Source organism: Pseudomonas sp. S3_G06, assembly GCF_054667565.1.
This window is the reverse complement of sequence record NZ_CP162738.1, coordinates 435,438-450,533: the sequence shown is the minus strand read 5'-3', so window position 1 is coordinate 450,533 and position 15,096 is coordinate 435,438. Positions and strand designations below refer to the sequence as shown.

General features: G+C 60.0%; 10 protein-coding genes. 5 read left to right on the top strand and 5 right to left on the bottom strand.

The genetic code is table 11. The annotated features are described in order from the left end of the window. Nucleotides 1-80: 80 nt before the first annotated feature. The gene (gene treP, locus AB4N47_RS02115) at nucleotides 81-1,523 is read right to left on the bottom strand and encodes a PTS system trehalose-specific EIIBC component (RefSeq protein ID WP_460154401.1); all 1,443 of its coding nucleotides are present in this window, start codon (nucleotides 1,521-1,523) and stop codon (nucleotides 81-83) included. A 235-nt stretch (nucleotides 1,524-1,758) separates the two neighbouring features. On the opposite strand from treP, the gene treR reads away from it, so the two are divergent. Continuing rightward, complete coding sequence (gene treR, locus AB4N47_RS02110; RefSeq protein ID WP_110647051.1) at nucleotides 1,759-2,463, top strand: trehalose operon repressor; 705 nt, start codon at nucleotides 1,759-1,761, stop codon at nucleotides 2,461-2,463. 101 nt (nucleotides 2,464-2,564) lie between these two features. Further along, the gene (locus AB4N47_RS02105; RefSeq protein ID WP_341638860.1) at nucleotides 2,565-5,693 is read left to right on the top strand and encodes a membrane-targeted effector domain-containing toxin; all 3,129 of its coding nucleotides are present in this window, start codon (nucleotides 2,565-2,567) and stop codon (nucleotides 5,691-5,693) included. A 77-nt stretch (nucleotides 5,694-5,770) separates the two neighbouring features. On the opposite strand, the gene guaA is transcribed toward AB4N47_RS02105, so the two are convergent. From guaA to AB4N47_RS02085, 4 genes are all read right to left on the bottom strand, one after another. Next, nucleotides 5,771-7,348 carry a glutamine-hydrolyzing GMP synthase gene (gene guaA, locus AB4N47_RS02100; RefSeq protein ID WP_016773344.1) on the bottom strand — a complete coding sequence of 526 codons (1,578 nt, stop codon included), beginning with the start codon at nucleotides 7,346-7,348 and terminating at the stop codon, nucleotides 5,771-5,773. A 125-nt stretch (nucleotides 7,349-7,473) separates the two neighbouring features. Continuing rightward, nucleotides 7,474-8,943, bottom strand: coding sequence for an IMP dehydrogenase (guaB, locus tag AB4N47_RS02095; protein WP_341638859.1), 1,470 nt, complete (start codon nucleotides 8,941-8,943; stop codon nucleotides 7,474-7,476). A gap of 105 nt (nucleotides 8,944-9,048) precedes the next feature. After that, nucleotides 9,049-9,597, bottom strand: a complete 549-nt coding sequence (locus AB4N47_RS02090; RefSeq protein ID WP_016773342.1) for a hypothetical protein — start codon at nucleotides 9,595-9,597, stop codon at nucleotides 9,049-9,051. 135 nt (nucleotides 9,598-9,732) lie between these two features. Continuing rightward, on the bottom strand, nucleotides 9,733-10,500 hold the full coding sequence (locus AB4N47_RS02085) for a sulfite exporter TauE/SafE family protein (RefSeq protein ID WP_341638858.1): 768 nt from the start codon (nucleotides 10,498-10,500) through the stop codon (nucleotides 9,733-9,735). Between the two features lie 187 nt (nucleotides 10,501-10,687). On the opposite strand from AB4N47_RS02085, the gene xseA reads away from it, so the two are divergent. The 3 genes from xseA (at nucleotide 10,688) to leuA (ending at nucleotide 15,036) form a co-directional block, all read left to right on the top strand. Beyond that, nucleotides 10,688-12,067: an exodeoxyribonuclease VII large subunit gene (xseA, locus tag AB4N47_RS02080; protein WP_024014206.1), complete on the top strand. Its 1,380-nt coding sequence runs from the start codon at nucleotides 10,688-10,690 to the stop codon at nucleotides 12,065-12,067. A gap of 3 nt (nucleotides 12,068-12,070) precedes the next feature. Further along, entirely contained in the window at nucleotides 12,071-12,892 is an 822-nt protein-coding gene (locus AB4N47_RS02075) for a peptidoglycan DD-metalloendopeptidase family protein (protein ID WP_217878787.1), read from the top strand. Between the two features lie 464 nt (nucleotides 12,893-13,356). After that, nucleotides 13,357-15,036: a 2-isopropylmalate synthase gene (leuA, locus tag AB4N47_RS02070; protein WP_133338429.1), complete on the top strand. Its 1,680-nt coding sequence runs from the start codon at nucleotides 13,357-13,359 to the stop codon at nucleotides 15,034-15,036. Nucleotides 15,037-15,096: the final 60 nt, after the last annotated feature.

Here is a 15,096-nt window from a genome sequence, read left to right as displayed (position 1 = left end):
GCTGCCGAAGGCGGCGATCTTTTGATTTTGAATGGCAAGATCAAAAGATCGCAGCCTCCGGCAGCTCCTACAGTTGAGTTTCAGGCAACCCGGTAACCCGGACGGACGATCTTCATGCTCAGCACGCAGGTCAGGGCAAACGGCACGAGCATGGCGATCAGCATCCCGATGACGAACATCGGGATGAACTGCGGAACGATCGAGATGAAACCGGGCAGGCCACCGACGCCGATGGCCGAGGCCTGGATCTTGTTCAGCGAGAGGAACATGCAGCCCAGCGCGGAACCGGCCAGCGCGGCGTAAAACGGGAATTTGTAGCGCAGGTTGACGCCGAACATCGCCGGCTCGGTGATGCCGAAATACGCAGAAATCGCCGAGGTCGAGGCCATGCTCTTGTCCCGCGCATTGCGCGTCATCCAGAACACCGCCAATGCCGCACTGCCCTGCGCCAGATTGGACATGACAATCATCGGCCAGATGAACGTGCCGCCCTGGCTCGAAATCAATTGCAGGTCCACGGCGAGGAACATGTGGTGCATGCCGGTGATCACCAGCGGCGCATATAACAGGCCGAAAATCAGACCGCCCACCAGCGGCGCCAGATCGAACAGCATCACCAGCCCTTCGGTGATGGAGATGCCGATATGCCGGGTCACCGGGCCGATGATCGCCAACGCCAGCACGCCGGTGACAACGATGGTGGTGATCGGTACCACCAGCAACTGCACCGCGTTGGGCACGCGTGCACGCAGCCATTTTTCGATCACGCTCATTACGTACGCCGCCAGCAGGATCGGCAGGATCTGCCCCTGGTAACCGACCTTTTCCACCTGGAACAGGCCGAGGATGTCGAAGTACGGCAGTTGCTGCCCGTCCAGCCCGGCCACCGCCTTGCCGTAATTCCAGGCGTTGAGCAGGTCCGGGTGCACCAGCATCAGACCGAGGACGATGCCGAGGATTTCGCTGCCGCCGAAACGCTTGGCTGCCGACCAGCCGACCAGCGCCGGAAGGAACACGAACGAGGTGTTGGCCATCAGATTGATCAGGCTCCACAACCCGTCGAGGTTGGGATAGGCATCGAGCAGGGTCTGGCCCTCGATGAACATGCCCTTGGCGCCGAGCAGGTTGTTGATGCCCATCAACAGGCCGGCAATGATCAGCGCCGGCAGGATCGGCATGAACACATCGGAAAACACCCGCACCAGCCGCTGCATGGCGTTGATCTTCTCGGCGCTTTTCTGTTTAACGTCGGCGATGGTCGATGCCGCAAGGCCAGTCTGCTGGCGCAGTTCGGCATAAACCTTTTCAACATCACCCGGGCCGATGACCACTTGATACAACCCGCCGGTGAAGAACGAACCCTTGACCAGATCGACGCCATTGAGCGCGGCCACATTCACCAGCGCGGGGTTCTTCAGCGCCAGGCGCAAACGCGTCACGCAATGCGCCGCCTGCTCGATGTTGTCACGGCCACCAAGGCTTTCCAGCAGCTCCTTGGCGATGTTCGGATAGTCATGGCTCATGCTTGTTCTTCCGTCGTGGATTGTTGTTATTGGCAGCACGCCGAAACGAAAAATACTCGTCTGTACGAGTTAATGCAACAACTCGTCTGTACGAGTTTGCATCCGTGGATGAACGTCAGAAAAACGCGGATTCTTCCTACTCTGACCTAAGATGTTTTCCTTCGTCCGCATGGACAAACCCCTACCCTGCCCTTAAGGTTCGGGCTTTTGAGCACCGTCGGCACAGAGTCCAGCCATGAGCAAATACAACCAGATCTACAGCGATTTGCTTGCCAGCATCACCACCCAGCGCCTGGAGCGTGGCGCCCGGCTGCCTTCCGAAACCGAACTGATGGACACCTATCAGGCCAGCCGTGGCACGGTGCGCAAGGCCATCGACCAGTTGCAGGAGCGCGGTTTCGCTCAGAAGATTCACGGCAAAGGCGCGTTCGTGCTGTCGACCAACCCGATCGAATTCCAGCTCGGCGGCATCGTCAGCTTCCAGGAGACCCACCCGCGACTGGGCAACGACGTCAGCACCGAAGTGGTCGAGATGTGTCAGGTGCCGCTTGAAGGTGCATTGCTTGAACATATCAATGCCGAACCCGGCAGCCCGATCACCCGCATCAAGCGGGTACGGCGCATCGACGGCAAACGCGTCATCCTCGACATCAACCACTTCGTCAGCGACGTCATCCCCGATCTGTCAGCAGACATCGCCGAACATTCGATCTACGCCCACATCGAACAGACCCTGCAACTGCAGATCGCCTACGCCCAGCGCACCATCGAAGCCGTGCCGTGCAGCAAGGACGACCAACAACACCTGGACCTCGACGGCCAGAGCCATGTCATCGTGGTCAGCAACCAGACCTTCCTGCAGGACGGCCGCCAGTTCGAATACACCGAATCGCGACATACGCTGGACAAGTTCTATTTTTCGGATGTGGCGCGGCGCTGAGGCAATATCTTTCGATACGCAACACGCAATAGCCGAGTAACACCCTCCCCTTGAGCACTTGGGTCATCTTCAGCCTTTGTGTCTCAAGGATGAACGCCTGCATGACCGCTCCCGAACGTCGTCTGCTGCCAAACGCAGCGGACAAAACCGCCCTCAAAGCCATCGCCACTACCATTGTGCAGAACTGCCCAAGTCTGCTCGATGCGGCCAGGCAAGTTGCGATCGAACTGCTGACCGACAAAGGGCTATCCGGCCTCGATCCCGACCAGGTTTATTTCCATCGATTCAAAACGGCGCAAAGCAGCACGCTGACCTTTACCGGTTGGGAACACTTGCTGGAAAAGCCTTATGAAACGCTCACCCTCACGCAGTTGGTGATCCATCGATTTCGTGCGACCGATCAAGACAACGCAGATTTGCTGGGCCTTTACTGTGGCTTCTACTCGGATGGCCCGGACGCGGAGAATTTCAATCAGGACAACGAAGTGCGACTGCTTGGCAGCGATGTGCTGAAGGCATTCTGGGCCGTCGATTTCAGCACGCGTTACAGCGATCAATTGGCCAAATTCTGGCAAACCTCGTCGGAAGACTTCCGCGCCCTGGCCAAGTGCAACTTCCTCGGTCAGGCGGTGCAGGCGCTGCAACAGGGGGACGTTGACGGCAATGATTTTCAACGCATCGTCACCTCGCTGATCGGCCCCGTGACCTGGCCGGTAACCCTGCAAATGCTCCGATCGACGTACCCGGTCGGCGCGCAAGTGCGCACGCTGGATCTGGACGGTCACGTCGCCACTAACGTGCTGCGTCTGGTCGAAGACAGTGGCCGGCAGACCCTTTACCTGCCGGGACAAGCCCAGGCCTTTCGGCTGATGGACACTGCGGCGGATCTGCACTGGTGGTTGCTCGAACAGATGAATTCAGAGCAGAAACGCCCTTTGTTTCTCAAGCACTTCTCGCTGGATGACAGCAATCATATCACTGAGAACATCACTGATCTGATGAACCGCCTGGTGAACACCTGGGGCCACAGCGATCACCGGATGATCAACCGCAGCAACGTTGCGATCAGCGGTGACGCCTTCACTTGGTTAAGCGAGTCGACCCGTGCGGGCATGGCTGCCGAGGCGCATCTGGTGCTCACATCCAACAGTGACCTGCGCAAGAAACTCTGGACCGGTTATCTCAGCGCCGGCCTGAAGGTGTTCGGCCCGATGGCGGCCGTGGGCTGGCCGGTGGCTTTGCCGTTGATTGGCGCCGGTATCGCGAACATGGGGCTGAACATCGATCAGGCGATCAACGGCATTACGGCAGCCGAGCGTAGAGCCGGGGTTATCGGTGCAGTGCTCAGCGCGATCGAAACCGTATTCAATGTGCCGTTCCTGATCGGTACTGGCGCGCAGCTGGAAGTTGGCCCACAGGTCGAGTATGCCGAGGCTGAAGAGATGCGTGGTCTGGTCGAGCTTGCCTCGGCTGACACGCGATTATTGCCACCTGTGGATCCGCCACCCGTCACAGCGGCTGAAGAAGCAAGCAGCGAGTTGGCAAACGAGATCCCCAGCGGGGCGACATACGTCGACGTCACTGAGCCCTTGAATACGCCTGCTACACGGCAAGGTTCGACATTTCCACAAGTACCTGCCAGCTATCGATGCAACGAGTTACTTGCGCAACATTCCGTAGAGGCGACGCCGGGGAAATACGAAGGCATTTACCGCCTCGACAACGAGCCCGGTCATGCCATCGAAATGGATGGCGATGCCTATTACGTGCGCTACTTCGCCGACTCGCAGGACAGCGGCAACTGGGCAATCATCGATCCCGAGCGCCCCAACCAGTTCGCTTATTCGTTGCCGGTCCGCCTGGGAAGCGCTGGCAAGTGGGAGCGCATGCCTGCGCTGCGGCTGCGCGGAGGCGGCCAATGCGTGGGCAAGGCGTGTGCGCCGGAGACAGATTTGAGCCCTTCTGAGGCAACACCATCGGTGGATCTGCCACGCGTCGAACCGCTTCCAGGCGTTCCGTGCCCGCTGCGCCTGGTTACGGCGCTCAAAGATATTTCAGAGACGGAAAAACCCGGAATGAGGAGATGGGCAATGAACTTGCCCAACGCTTCTGCCGAGTCAACAAGCGCTGGACGCCGTTATTTACTGGCTACCGATCGTTATCAGGCGCATTTCAGCGAACAACGAACAGCACTGCTGAACAACGCCGGAGAATTCTTTCGAGAGCTGAAATGGACAAATCTGCCGGGACGGCCGCTCATTCCGCAAATTGATCCCTTGATGCAAACCGAAGAGCTGATAGATCTGATGTTTGCCAATACCGATGGACTGGCGGTCGGAGAAACCCTCGATCGCATCGCCAGCATGCGCTTCATGATCGAGAACATGCCAACGTTCGCGCGGCATATCAGAACGCTCTACGTGCGTGGATTGCTGAGTGATTTCGCCCAAGAGGACCTCAACCATTTCTACCTCTCTGGAGACATGTCAGAGGACCTCACTACCTATTTGTCCAGCCTGGGTACCGACCCTGAGAACCGGTTCAACATGCTCGAATTGATCAGGTCTGCCCAAGCCAATGGCGTCCGCGTCCATGGACTGGACGCAGCACAAACCTGCACGCTGAAAGTCCCACTCACTTCGATCGAAGAGCAGATGATCAAGACCCGCCTGGCAACGCAGATCATGGAGCGTGACAAGCTCCTCAACAGACCCGGCAAGTGGGTGGCTCTGGTCGATGCCACGAACACCAATACCTTCAGGGACCTGCCAGGCATAAGCGAACTCAGGGGCGGTATCGGTTTGCGCATCGAAGAAGTCTGGCCCGACGAGGCAGCCGACGTCAGGATTGACCCGGGAGTGGAAGTCGCTCGCGGTCCGTTTCACAACGGGGCGACGACAAGCAACGCCTTCGACCCTCTGTTCGCTGACCTGCGATTGCAGGTCAAGGCCCCCGTGCCGCCATGGAATGACGCTACGCTGGAAAAGCTTCTGCATCGCAATGGCATGTTCGTGATACGGAAAACAGAACCCGGCACATACACACTCGTGCGGCGCAACAGCGCCAGCAACATCGTGCAAACAAGGGTGCATTGCACCGCAGATGGCCGGTTTTATATCTGGGACCAGTCGATGCGCCGCATCACCGGCATGATATTCCGCGACATCGCCGCAGTAGCCGAGCGCCTGATCGAGCTCGGCATGACCCTGCAAAGTCGTTTACCCGCCTGACCTGTTTGCAGGGGCCTGAAACGAAAAAACCCTTGGCTTCACACCAAGGGTTTTTCGTTATTCGAACCGCAGCGGGATCATTCCCACTCAATCGTCGCCGGCGGCTTGCTCGACACGTCGTAAGTGACGCGGGAGATGCCTTCGATTTCGTTGATGATGCGGCCGGAAACGGTTTCCAGCAGTTCGTAAGGCAGGTGCGCCCAACGTGCAGTCATGAAGTCGATGGTTTCCACGGCGCGCAGGGCCACGACCCAGGCGTAACGACGGCCATCGCCGACCACGCCGACCGATTTGACTGGCTGGAATACTACGAACGCCTGGCTGACCTTGTGGTACCAGTCGGCCTTGCGCAGTTCTTCGATGAAGATGTGGTCGGCGCGACGCAGCAGGTCGGCGTATTCCTTCTTCACTTCACCGAGGATGCGCACGCCCAGGCCCGGGCCCGGGAACGGGTGACGGTAGACCATGTCGTACGGCAGGCCGAGTTCCAGGCCCAGACGACGGACTTCGTCCTTGAACAACTCGCGCAGTGGCTCGACCAGTTTCAGGTTCATTTCTTCCGGCAGGCCGCCCACGTTGTGGTGCGACTTGATCACGTGGGCCTTGCCGCTTTTCGCGCCTGCCGACTCGATCACGTCCGGGTAGATGGTGCCCTGAGCCAGGTACTTGATGTTGTCCAGCTTGCAGGATTCGGCATCGAACACGTCGATGAAGGTGCGGCCGATGATCTTGCGCTTCTTTTCCGGGTCGGCTTCGCCGGCCAGGTTGTTGAGGAACTGCTCCTCAGCGTTGGCGCGGATTACCTTGACGCCCATGTTCTCGGCGAACATGGCCATCACTTGCTCGCCTTCGTGCAGACGCAGCAGGCCGTTGTCGACGAAGACGCAGGTCAGCTGATCGCCGATGGCCTTGTGCAGCAGCGCGGCAACCACCGAGGAGTCAACGCCGCCGGACAGGCCCAGCAGCACGTTGTCGGTGCCAACCTGGGCGCGGATGTTGGCGATGGCGTCTTCAGCGATCTTCGACGGCGTCCACAGGGCTTCACAACCGCAGATGTCGAGCACGAAGCGCGACAGGATGCGACCGCCCTGTTTGGTGTGGGTCACTTCCGGGTGGAACTGCACGCCGTAGTAAGCGCGGTCGTCGTTGAACATCCCGGCGATCGGGCAGCTTGGGGTGCTGGCGAGGATGTGGAAGTCTTCCGGCATCTTGGTGACTTTGTCACCGTGGCTCATCCACACGTCGAGGCCGAACAGGCCGTCGGCGTCGATGTGATCTTCGATGCCGTCGAGCAGGCGGCTCTTGCCGACCACGTCAACGCGGGCGTAACCGAACTCACGCAGTTCGGAACCTTCAACCTTGCCGCCCAGTTGCTCGGCCATGGTCTGCATGCCGTAGCAGATGCCGAACACCGGAACGCCGAGGTCGAACACTGCCTGCGGGCAGCGCGGGCTGTTGGCTTCGTGCACGGACTCGGGGCCGCCGGCGAGGATGACGCCTTTAGGGGCGAATTCGCGGATCGCATCTTCGTCCATGTCGAACGGGTGCAGTTCGCAGTACACGCCGATCTCGCGCACGCGGCGGGCAATCAGCTGGGTGTATTGCGAACCGAAGTCGAGGATCAGGATGCGGTGAGCGTGAATGTCGAGGGCCATGAAAGAAACTCTGAAAAGCAGTTGCAAGCTTCAAGCTGCAAGCTGCAAGTAATCGGAAGCCGAGCGGCACTGCTCTGACGCAGCACCGCTTGCAGCTTGTAACTTGTGGCTTAGAGCTGTCGGCGTCAGCCGACCCGGTAGTTCGGCGCTTCCTTGGTGATCTGCACGTCGTGAACGTGGGACTCGGCCATGCCGGCACCGGTGATCCGCACGAACTCGGGCCTGGTACGCATTTCTTCGATGTTGGCGCTGCCGGTGTAACCCATCGAGGAACGCAGGCCGCCCATCAACTGGTGAATGATCGCGCTCAGGGTGCCTTTGTACGGCACACGGCCTTCGATGCCTTCCGGAACCAGTTTCTCGGCGCCTGCCGAGGAGTCCTGGAAGTAACGGTCGGACGAACCTTGAGCCTGGGACATGGCGCCCAGCGAACCCATGCCGCGATAAGCCTTGTACGAACGGCCCTGGAACAGTTCGATCTCGCCCGGGGCCTCTTCGGTACCGGCGAACATCGAGCCCATCATCACGCAGGACGCACCGGCCACGATGGCCTTGGACAGGTCACCGGAGAAACGGATACCACCGTCGGCGATCAACGGCACGCCAGCGCCTTCAAGGGCGGCGGCAACGTTGGCGATGGCGCTGATTTGCGGCACGCCGACACCGGCGACGATACGGGTGGTGCAGATCGAGCCAGGGCCGATACCGACCTTGACTGCGTCGGCGCCCGCTTCGGCCAGGGCCTTGGCGGCAGCGCCGGTGGCGATGTTGCCGCCGATCACCTGCACTTCAGGGAAGTTCTCTTTGACCCAGCGTACGCGGTCGATCACGCCTTTGGAGTGACCGTGTGCGGTGTCGACCACCACCACGTCCACGCCGGCGTTGACCAGTGCAGTAACGCGATCACCGGTGTCTTTACCGGTGCCGACCGCAGCGCCAACGCGCAGACGACCTTGATCGTCCTTGCTGGCCAGCGGGTAGGCCTTGGCTTTTTCGATGTCGTTGACGGTCATCATGCCTTTGAGGGCGAATTTGTCGTCGACGATCAACACGCGCTCGATGCGGTGCTTGTGCAGCAGTTCGCGTACGTCGTTCTTGTCGGCGCCTTCCTTGACCGTGACCAGACGCTCTTTAGGCGTCATCACTTCGCGGACAGTGGCTTCCAGACGGTTTTCGAAACGTACGTCGCGGGAGGTGACGATGCCGACCAGGTCGCCATCGTGCAAGACCGGAACGCCGGAGATATTGTGCAGACGGGTCAGTTCGAACAGATCACGCACCGTGGCATCGGCCTCGATGGTGATGGGATCCTTGACCACACCGGCTTCGAACTTCTTGACCTTGCGCACTTCGGCAGCTTGCTGCTCGATGGTCATGTTCTTGTGGATAATGCCGATGCCACCTTCCTGAGCCATGGCGATTGCCAGACGGGCTTCAGTAACGGTGTCCATGGCGGCAGAAACCAGAGGAATATTCAGTTCGATGCCACGGGTAAGACGGGTCTTGAGACTGACTTCGTTGGGAAGCACCTCGGAATAACCGGGCACTAGGAGAATGTCGTCGAATGTCAGAGCTTCTTGGCTGATACGCAGCATCGCGGGGGCTCCCGAGCGGGAAAATGGAAGCGCGCCATTATAGTCAGACACCCCCTGCTGTTCAATGTAAAACTCAGCCTAATTGATAGATGGAAAAGCCCGGCCCTACAGCTCCACCTTGACCCAAGAGACAGGTTGATCGAGCCAATCGGCGAACTCGTCGATAAAGCTCTGCTTGAACCCCGCCTCCAGCCAATTGTTGAAAATGAAGCCGAGGTTGGAAAACGCGCACTCCTGCAAAAACAGGAAGCCGTTGATGTCGTCCTCATGCCCGCATTCGGGGCAGGTGAAATTGTCGGTGCGCCCTGGAAACCAGTCTTCAAGACTTTCGAACAGCGCCTCGCCCACTTCGCGGCGGCACTCGGCGCAACCAGCCTCCTCGAGAAAGCCCTTGGCCGGTGTATAGATGCAGCGTTTGGTGACGATCTCCAGGCCATTGATCGGCTCGCCGAACGGCAGCGCTTCGGGGTACAGCACCACAGCGCGAGCACCATCAGCGATGGCGTGCGCCATACGGTTGCCGGTGCGGCCGCAGGTGGTCAGCTGTTCTTCGATGATGTTCTTGCGCACCAGCCAGCGCACGATCGCCCGCGCCCGGGGCTCGTGCACCGGCAGGGTGGAGATTTTCGGGACGATGATGCTTTGCGAGTTCATGGGAAATCCTGCGGTGTGACTTCTGACGCCTTCGCGAGCAAGCTCGCTCCCACAGAGATTGCATGCCAATGTGGGAGCGAGCTTGCTCGCGAAGAGGCCCTGAAGGCCGGCAGCTTAATCCCTGAAGAAATCCGGTCAAGTGCTGAAATAGCGCACGATCAACGCGATGCCGCTGGCCAGCACCAGCCAAGTCACCAGCCGCACAAACGCCTCGCGCGACAATCTCATGCTCAGCCGCCTGCCGATCCACAAGCCCAGCGCCATGGCCGGCAACAGACACAGCGCCAGCATCAACAAGGGTAGCTCGGCATACACACCGGCGATGACAAACAGACTCAAGCGCACCACGGTGCTGCAACTGATCAACGCACTTTGCGTGGCCCGCGCTGCCTCCTTGGGTAAACGGCTGTTCAGATAGATCGCGTAAAGAAAGCCGCCACTGCCAAACAACGCGCCGAACAACCCGCCCACTGTGCCCATCGGCACCGCCCACGCTGCCGACAACTGTGCCGGCCGCGCTTTCACCCACAGGCTGTAAACCGCATAGGCGCTGATAAACAGCCCCATCAAAAGCAGTAACAGATCGGATTTCAGATTCAGCAGGAAGATCACCCCCAACGTGCAGCCGATCGCCATGCACGGCAGCAGCCAGAGCAATTCCGGCTTGGCGACGTCCCGGCGCGAGGGCAGCAGATTGCCGAATGCCGCGACGAAATCCAGCAGCACCAGCAACGGCACGATTTTCGACAGCGGCATGAACAGAATCAGCATCGGCCCCGCAACCAGCGCCGTGCCGAAACCGGCGATGCCGAAGACGATGTAGGCCAGGGCGATGGCCACCCCGATGACCGCCCAACCGCCAGCGCCCCACGACCACGCCCCCAACAGCTCCATCACGCTCATCAACGCGTTTCCTTTATAAGACCGCCGACGGTTACGACTGACACTCGCCCTGTAGGAGCTGCCGAAGGCTGCGATCTTTTGATCTTGATGTTGAAAAAGCAAGATCAAAAGCTCGCAGCCTCGTTGCACTCGACAGCTCCTACAGGGTTCGTGCAATGAGCAGAAGAATGCCTTTAAACTGCGCCCCATGATTAAAGATCCCTTTGCAAGACTTGGCCTAGACCGTGAAGTCCTGACCGTCAGCCAGCTCAACGGCCGCGCGCGGGTGTTGCTTGAAGACGTGTTCAGCAACATCTGGGTCGAAGGCGAAATTTCCAACCTCGCACGTCCGGCGTCCGGCCACGTCTACTTCACCCTCAAGGACAGCGGCGCGCAGGTGCGTTGCGCGTTGTTCCGGCAGAACGCGGCCCGCGTGCGCCAAGCGTTGAAGGACGGTCTGGCGGTCAAGGTGCGCGGCAAGGTTTCGCTGTTCGAAGGCCGTGGCGACTATCAGCTGATCCTCGACACCGTGGAGCCGGCCGGTGACGGCGCGCTACGTCTGGCCTTCGATGCGCTGAAGGAAAAGCTCAGCGCCGAAGGCCTGTTCAGTGCCGAACGCAAAGTGCCGCTGCCCGCGCATCCGCAGCGCATCGGCATCATCAGTTCGCCAACCGGCGCGGTGATTCGCGACATCATCAGCGTATTCCGCCGCCGTGCGCCGCAGGTGCAACTGACCCTGATTCCGACCGCCGTACAGGGCCGCGAGGCCACCGCGCAAATCGTCCGCGCGCTGAAAATGGCCGATGCCCGCGGCTTCGACGCGCTGATCCTCGCCCGTGGCGGCGGCTCGCTGGAAGACCTCTGGTGCTTCAACGAGGAAGCGGTGGCGCGCGCGGTCGATGCCTGTGTCACGCCGATCGTCAGTGCCGTCGGCCATGAAACCGATGTTTCGATCAGCGATTTTGTCGCCGACGTTCGCGCCCCCACGCCCTCGGCCGCCGCCGAACTGCTCGCCCCGGATTCCAGCCATCTGATTCGTCAGGTCGAGAGCCTGCACCGGCGTCTGGTGATGCGCATGCGTGATCGCTTGATGCGTGATCGCCTGCGTCTGGAAGGCATGGCGCGACGGTTGCGCCATCCCGGCGAACGTCTGCGCCAGCAGGCGCAGCGTCTGGATGATCTGGACATGCGCATGCGCCGGGCTTTCGAACGCAGCCTCAATACCCGCCGCGAACGCCTGATCCGCCTGGAAACCCGTCTCGCCGGGCAACATCCGGGGCGCCAACTGGCCATGCTTCGCCAGCGCCTCGACAGTCTTGCCGAACGCCTGCCCCGGGCCATGCGCGATGCTTTGAAACAGCGTCGGCAGCAATTGCACAGTCAGATGCAGACCCTGCACGTGGTCAGCCCATTGGCGACTCTCGGTCGCGGTTACAGCATTCTGCTCGACGAGCGCGGCCACGCGATTCGCAACGCTGCGCAGACCCACACCGGCCAGCGTCTGAAAGCCAAGCTCGGCGAAGGCGAACTGCAAGTGCGCGTCGAGGACAATCACCTGACGCCCGTCACCCTCTCTTTACTGGACTGATCCATGCCGCGTTTTCTCGCTTCGCTGCTGTTGCTCTGCCTGACCTTCAACGCCCACGCCGACAGTTACATCACCCGGCTGCTGAACAAACCGGTGCCGGGCGGCGTCGCCGTGGTGGATCTGGGCACTGCCGCGCAGGCGCCGAAAGCTTCTTATCAGGGCAAACCGGTGCTGGTGGTCAAAGAGCAGAACAACTGGTTGGCAATCGTTGGCGTGCCGCTGACGGTCAAGCCTGGCGCGCAGCAGATCAGCAGTGGCGGGCGCAATCTGCCATTCACCGTGGGCAGCAAGAAATACCCGGAACAGCACATCACCCTGAAGAACAAACAGCAGGTCAATCCGAACGCCGACAACCTCAAGCGCATTGAGGGTGAACTGGCGGAACAGATCGCGGCTTACCGCAGTTTCAGCCCGAACACGCCGAGCAATCTGCTGCTGGACAAACCGGTCAACGGGCCGCTGTCGAGCAAGTTTGGCGTGCGTCGTTTCTTCAATGGCGAAGAACGTAATCCTCATGCCGGTCTCGATTTCGCAGTGCCCGCGGGCACGCCGATCAAGACCCCGGCGGCGGGCAAGGTGATTCTGATCGGCAATTACTTCTTCAACGGCAACACGGTGTTCGTTGACCATGGCCAGGGCTTTATCAGCATGTTCTGCCACATGTCGAAGATCGACGTGAAGAACGGCCAGCAACTGGCCCGTGGCGCGGTGGTGGGCAAGGTCGGCGCGACCGGCCGCGCGACCGGGCCGCATATGCACTGGAACGTCAGCCTGAATGATGCGCGGGTGGATCCGGCGATTTTCATTGGGGCTTTTCAACCCTGAATCATTGGTTGGGCTACCGGCGCCTTCGCGAGCAGGCTCGCTCCCACAGGGGTATCTTTGATGTCAATAAGATCCTGCGTGGGAGCGAGCCTGCTCGCGAAGGCCGCCTATAAAACACCGCCATACTCAATGAATCTCCAAAAACTCAATTGCGCCCCACTCTAGCCTTACGCAAACATCAACAACTTCCACCGCCTTAAGCGCAATAAAATCCCGCAAAAACTCTCTTCCCGAGTATTCCTCTCAATTTTTTACGACTGCTTGCCATCCTTTCCCCTCGCGGTTAGGGTTGAAGCCATGAAAACCTCTCACACCCTCATTCAGCTTCGCCAGCACCGCAGCCTGTGCCTCGTCAGTGCACGACTGCCAGGCTGAATCGCTGCGCCTCGTCCCACGCTTTTCCAAGAACATTCGTTCAACCGGCAGGCCGCCTCTTTTCGGCCCAGACAACAAGGAATTTCCCGATGAGCATGCTCAAAGACCCGTCTTCGAAATACCGCGCGTTTCCCGTCATCAACCTGCCGGATCGCACCTGGCCGTCGAAAACCATCGACGCCGCGCCGATCTGGTGCAGCTCCGACCTGCGTGACGGCAACCAGTCGCTGATCGAACCGATGGACGCGGCGAAGAAGCTGCGCTTCTGGAAAACCCTGGTGCAGGTGGGCGTGAAGGAAATCGAAGCGTCGTTCCCCGCCGCGTCGCAAACCGACTTCGACTTCGTGCGTACCCTGATCGAAGAAGGCCACATCCCCGACGACACCACCATTCAGGTGCTGACCCAGGGCCGTGAAGACCTGATCGAGCGCACCTTCGAATCCCTGCGCGGGGCGAAGAAAGCCATCGTTCACCTGTACAACGCCACCTCGCCTTCTTTCCGTCGCATCGTCTTCAACCAGGACAAGGACGGCATCAAGGCCATCGCGGTTAACGCCGCCAAGCTGTTCGTCAAATATGCGGCCATGCAGCCGGAAACCGAGTGGACCTTCGAATACTCGCCGGAAACCTTCAGCGCTACCGAGCTGGAATTCGCCAAAGAAGTATGTGACGCCGTGATCGAGGTGTGGAACCCGACGCCTGAGCACAAGATGATCCTCAACCTGCCGGCCACCGTTGAGTGCGCGACCCCGAACATCTATGCCGACCAGATCGAGTGGTTCGGCCGCAATATCAACCGTCGTGACAGCGTGATCATCAGCCTGCACACCCACAACGACCGTGGCACCGGCGTCGCGGCCACCGAGCTGGGCCTGATGGCTGGGGCCGATCGCGTCGAAGGCTGCCTGTTCGGCAACGGCGAGCGCACCGGTAACGTCGACCTCGTCACCGTCGCGCTGAACATGTACACCCAGGGCGTAGACCCTGAGCTGGACTTCTCCGACATCGACGGCGTGCGCAAAGTTGTCGAAGAGTGCAACCAGATTCAGGTGCACCCTCGTCATCCATACGTTGGCGATCTGGTGCACACCGCGTTCTCCGGCTCGCACCAGGACGCGATCCGCAAAGGCTTCGCCCAGCAGAAACCGGACACCCTGTGGGAAGTGCCGTATCTGCCGATCGACCCGGCCGACATCGGTCGCAGCTACGAGGCGGTGATCCGTGTCAACAGCCAGTCGGGCAAGGGCGGCATCGCTTACCTGCTGGAGCAGGAATACGGCATCAGCCTGCCACGGCGCATGCAGATCGAATTCAGCCAGGTGGTGCAGCGTGAGACCGATCGCCTGGGCCTGGAAATGACCGCCAAGCAGATTCACTCGCTGTTGATCAGCGAATACCTGCAGGCCAACACTCCTTACGCACTGGTCAGCCATCGTTTGCAGGAAGAGAACGGCAACAGCGCCGTCGAAGTCGAAGTGGCGAGCAAAGGTCAGGGCGAAACCAACCTGCACTGGCGCGGCAAGGGCAACGGCGCGCTGGAAGCACTGGTCGCCGGCCTGCCGATTCCGGTGGAAATCATGGACTACAACGAACACGCGATCGGCGCCGGCACCAATGCCAAAGCGGCGGCCTATATCGAACTGCGGGTGAACGGTGAACGTGCGGTGCACGGCGTGGGTATCGATGAAAACATCACCACCGCCAGCTTCAAGGCATTGTTCAGCGCACTGAACCGTTCGCTGAGCCAGCCAGAGGCAAAAGCAGCGTAATCGACCGCTGAAATGCGAAAGGCCCCGGAGTGCAAACTCCGGGGCCTTTTTTTGCCTACA

Bases quoted from the DNA above. Each gene is read 5' to 3' on its own strand.
- treP (WP_460154401.1), bottom strand. From the start codon at position 1,523: ATGAGCCATGACTATCCGAACATCGCCAAGGAGCTGCTGGAAAGCCTT.
- treR (WP_110647051.1), top strand. From the start codon at position 1,759: ATGAGCAAATACAACCAGATCTACAGCGATTTGCTTGCCAGCATCACC.
- AB4N47_RS02105 (WP_341638860.1), top strand. From the start codon at position 2,565: ATGACCGCTCCCGAACGTCGTCTGCTGCCAAACGCAGCGGACAAAACC.
- guaA (WP_016773344.1), bottom strand. From the start codon at position 7,348: ATGGCCCTCGACATTCACGCTCACCGCATCCTGATCCTCGACTTCGGT.
- guaB (WP_341638859.1), bottom strand. From the start codon at position 8,943: ATGCTGCGTATCAGCCAAGAAGCTCTGACATTCGACGACATTCTCCTA.
- AB4N47_RS02090 (WP_016773342.1), bottom strand. From the start codon at position 9,597: ATGAACTCGCAAAGCATCATCGTCCCGAAAATCTCCACCCTGCCGGTG.
- AB4N47_RS02085 (WP_341638858.1), bottom strand. From the start codon at position 10,500: ATGAGCGTGATGGAGCTGTTGGGGGCGTGGTCGTGGGGCGCTGGCGGT.
- xseA (WP_024014206.1), top strand. From the start codon at position 10,688: ATGATTAAAGATCCCTTTGCAAGACTTGGCCTAGACCGTGAAGTCCTG.
- AB4N47_RS02075 (WP_217878787.1), top strand. From the start codon at position 12,071: ATGCCGCGTTTTCTCGCTTCGCTGCTGTTGCTCTGCCTGACCTTCAAC.
- leuA (WP_133338429.1), top strand. From the start codon at position 13,357: ATGAGCATGCTCAAAGACCCGTCTTCGAAATACCGCGCGTTTCCCGTC.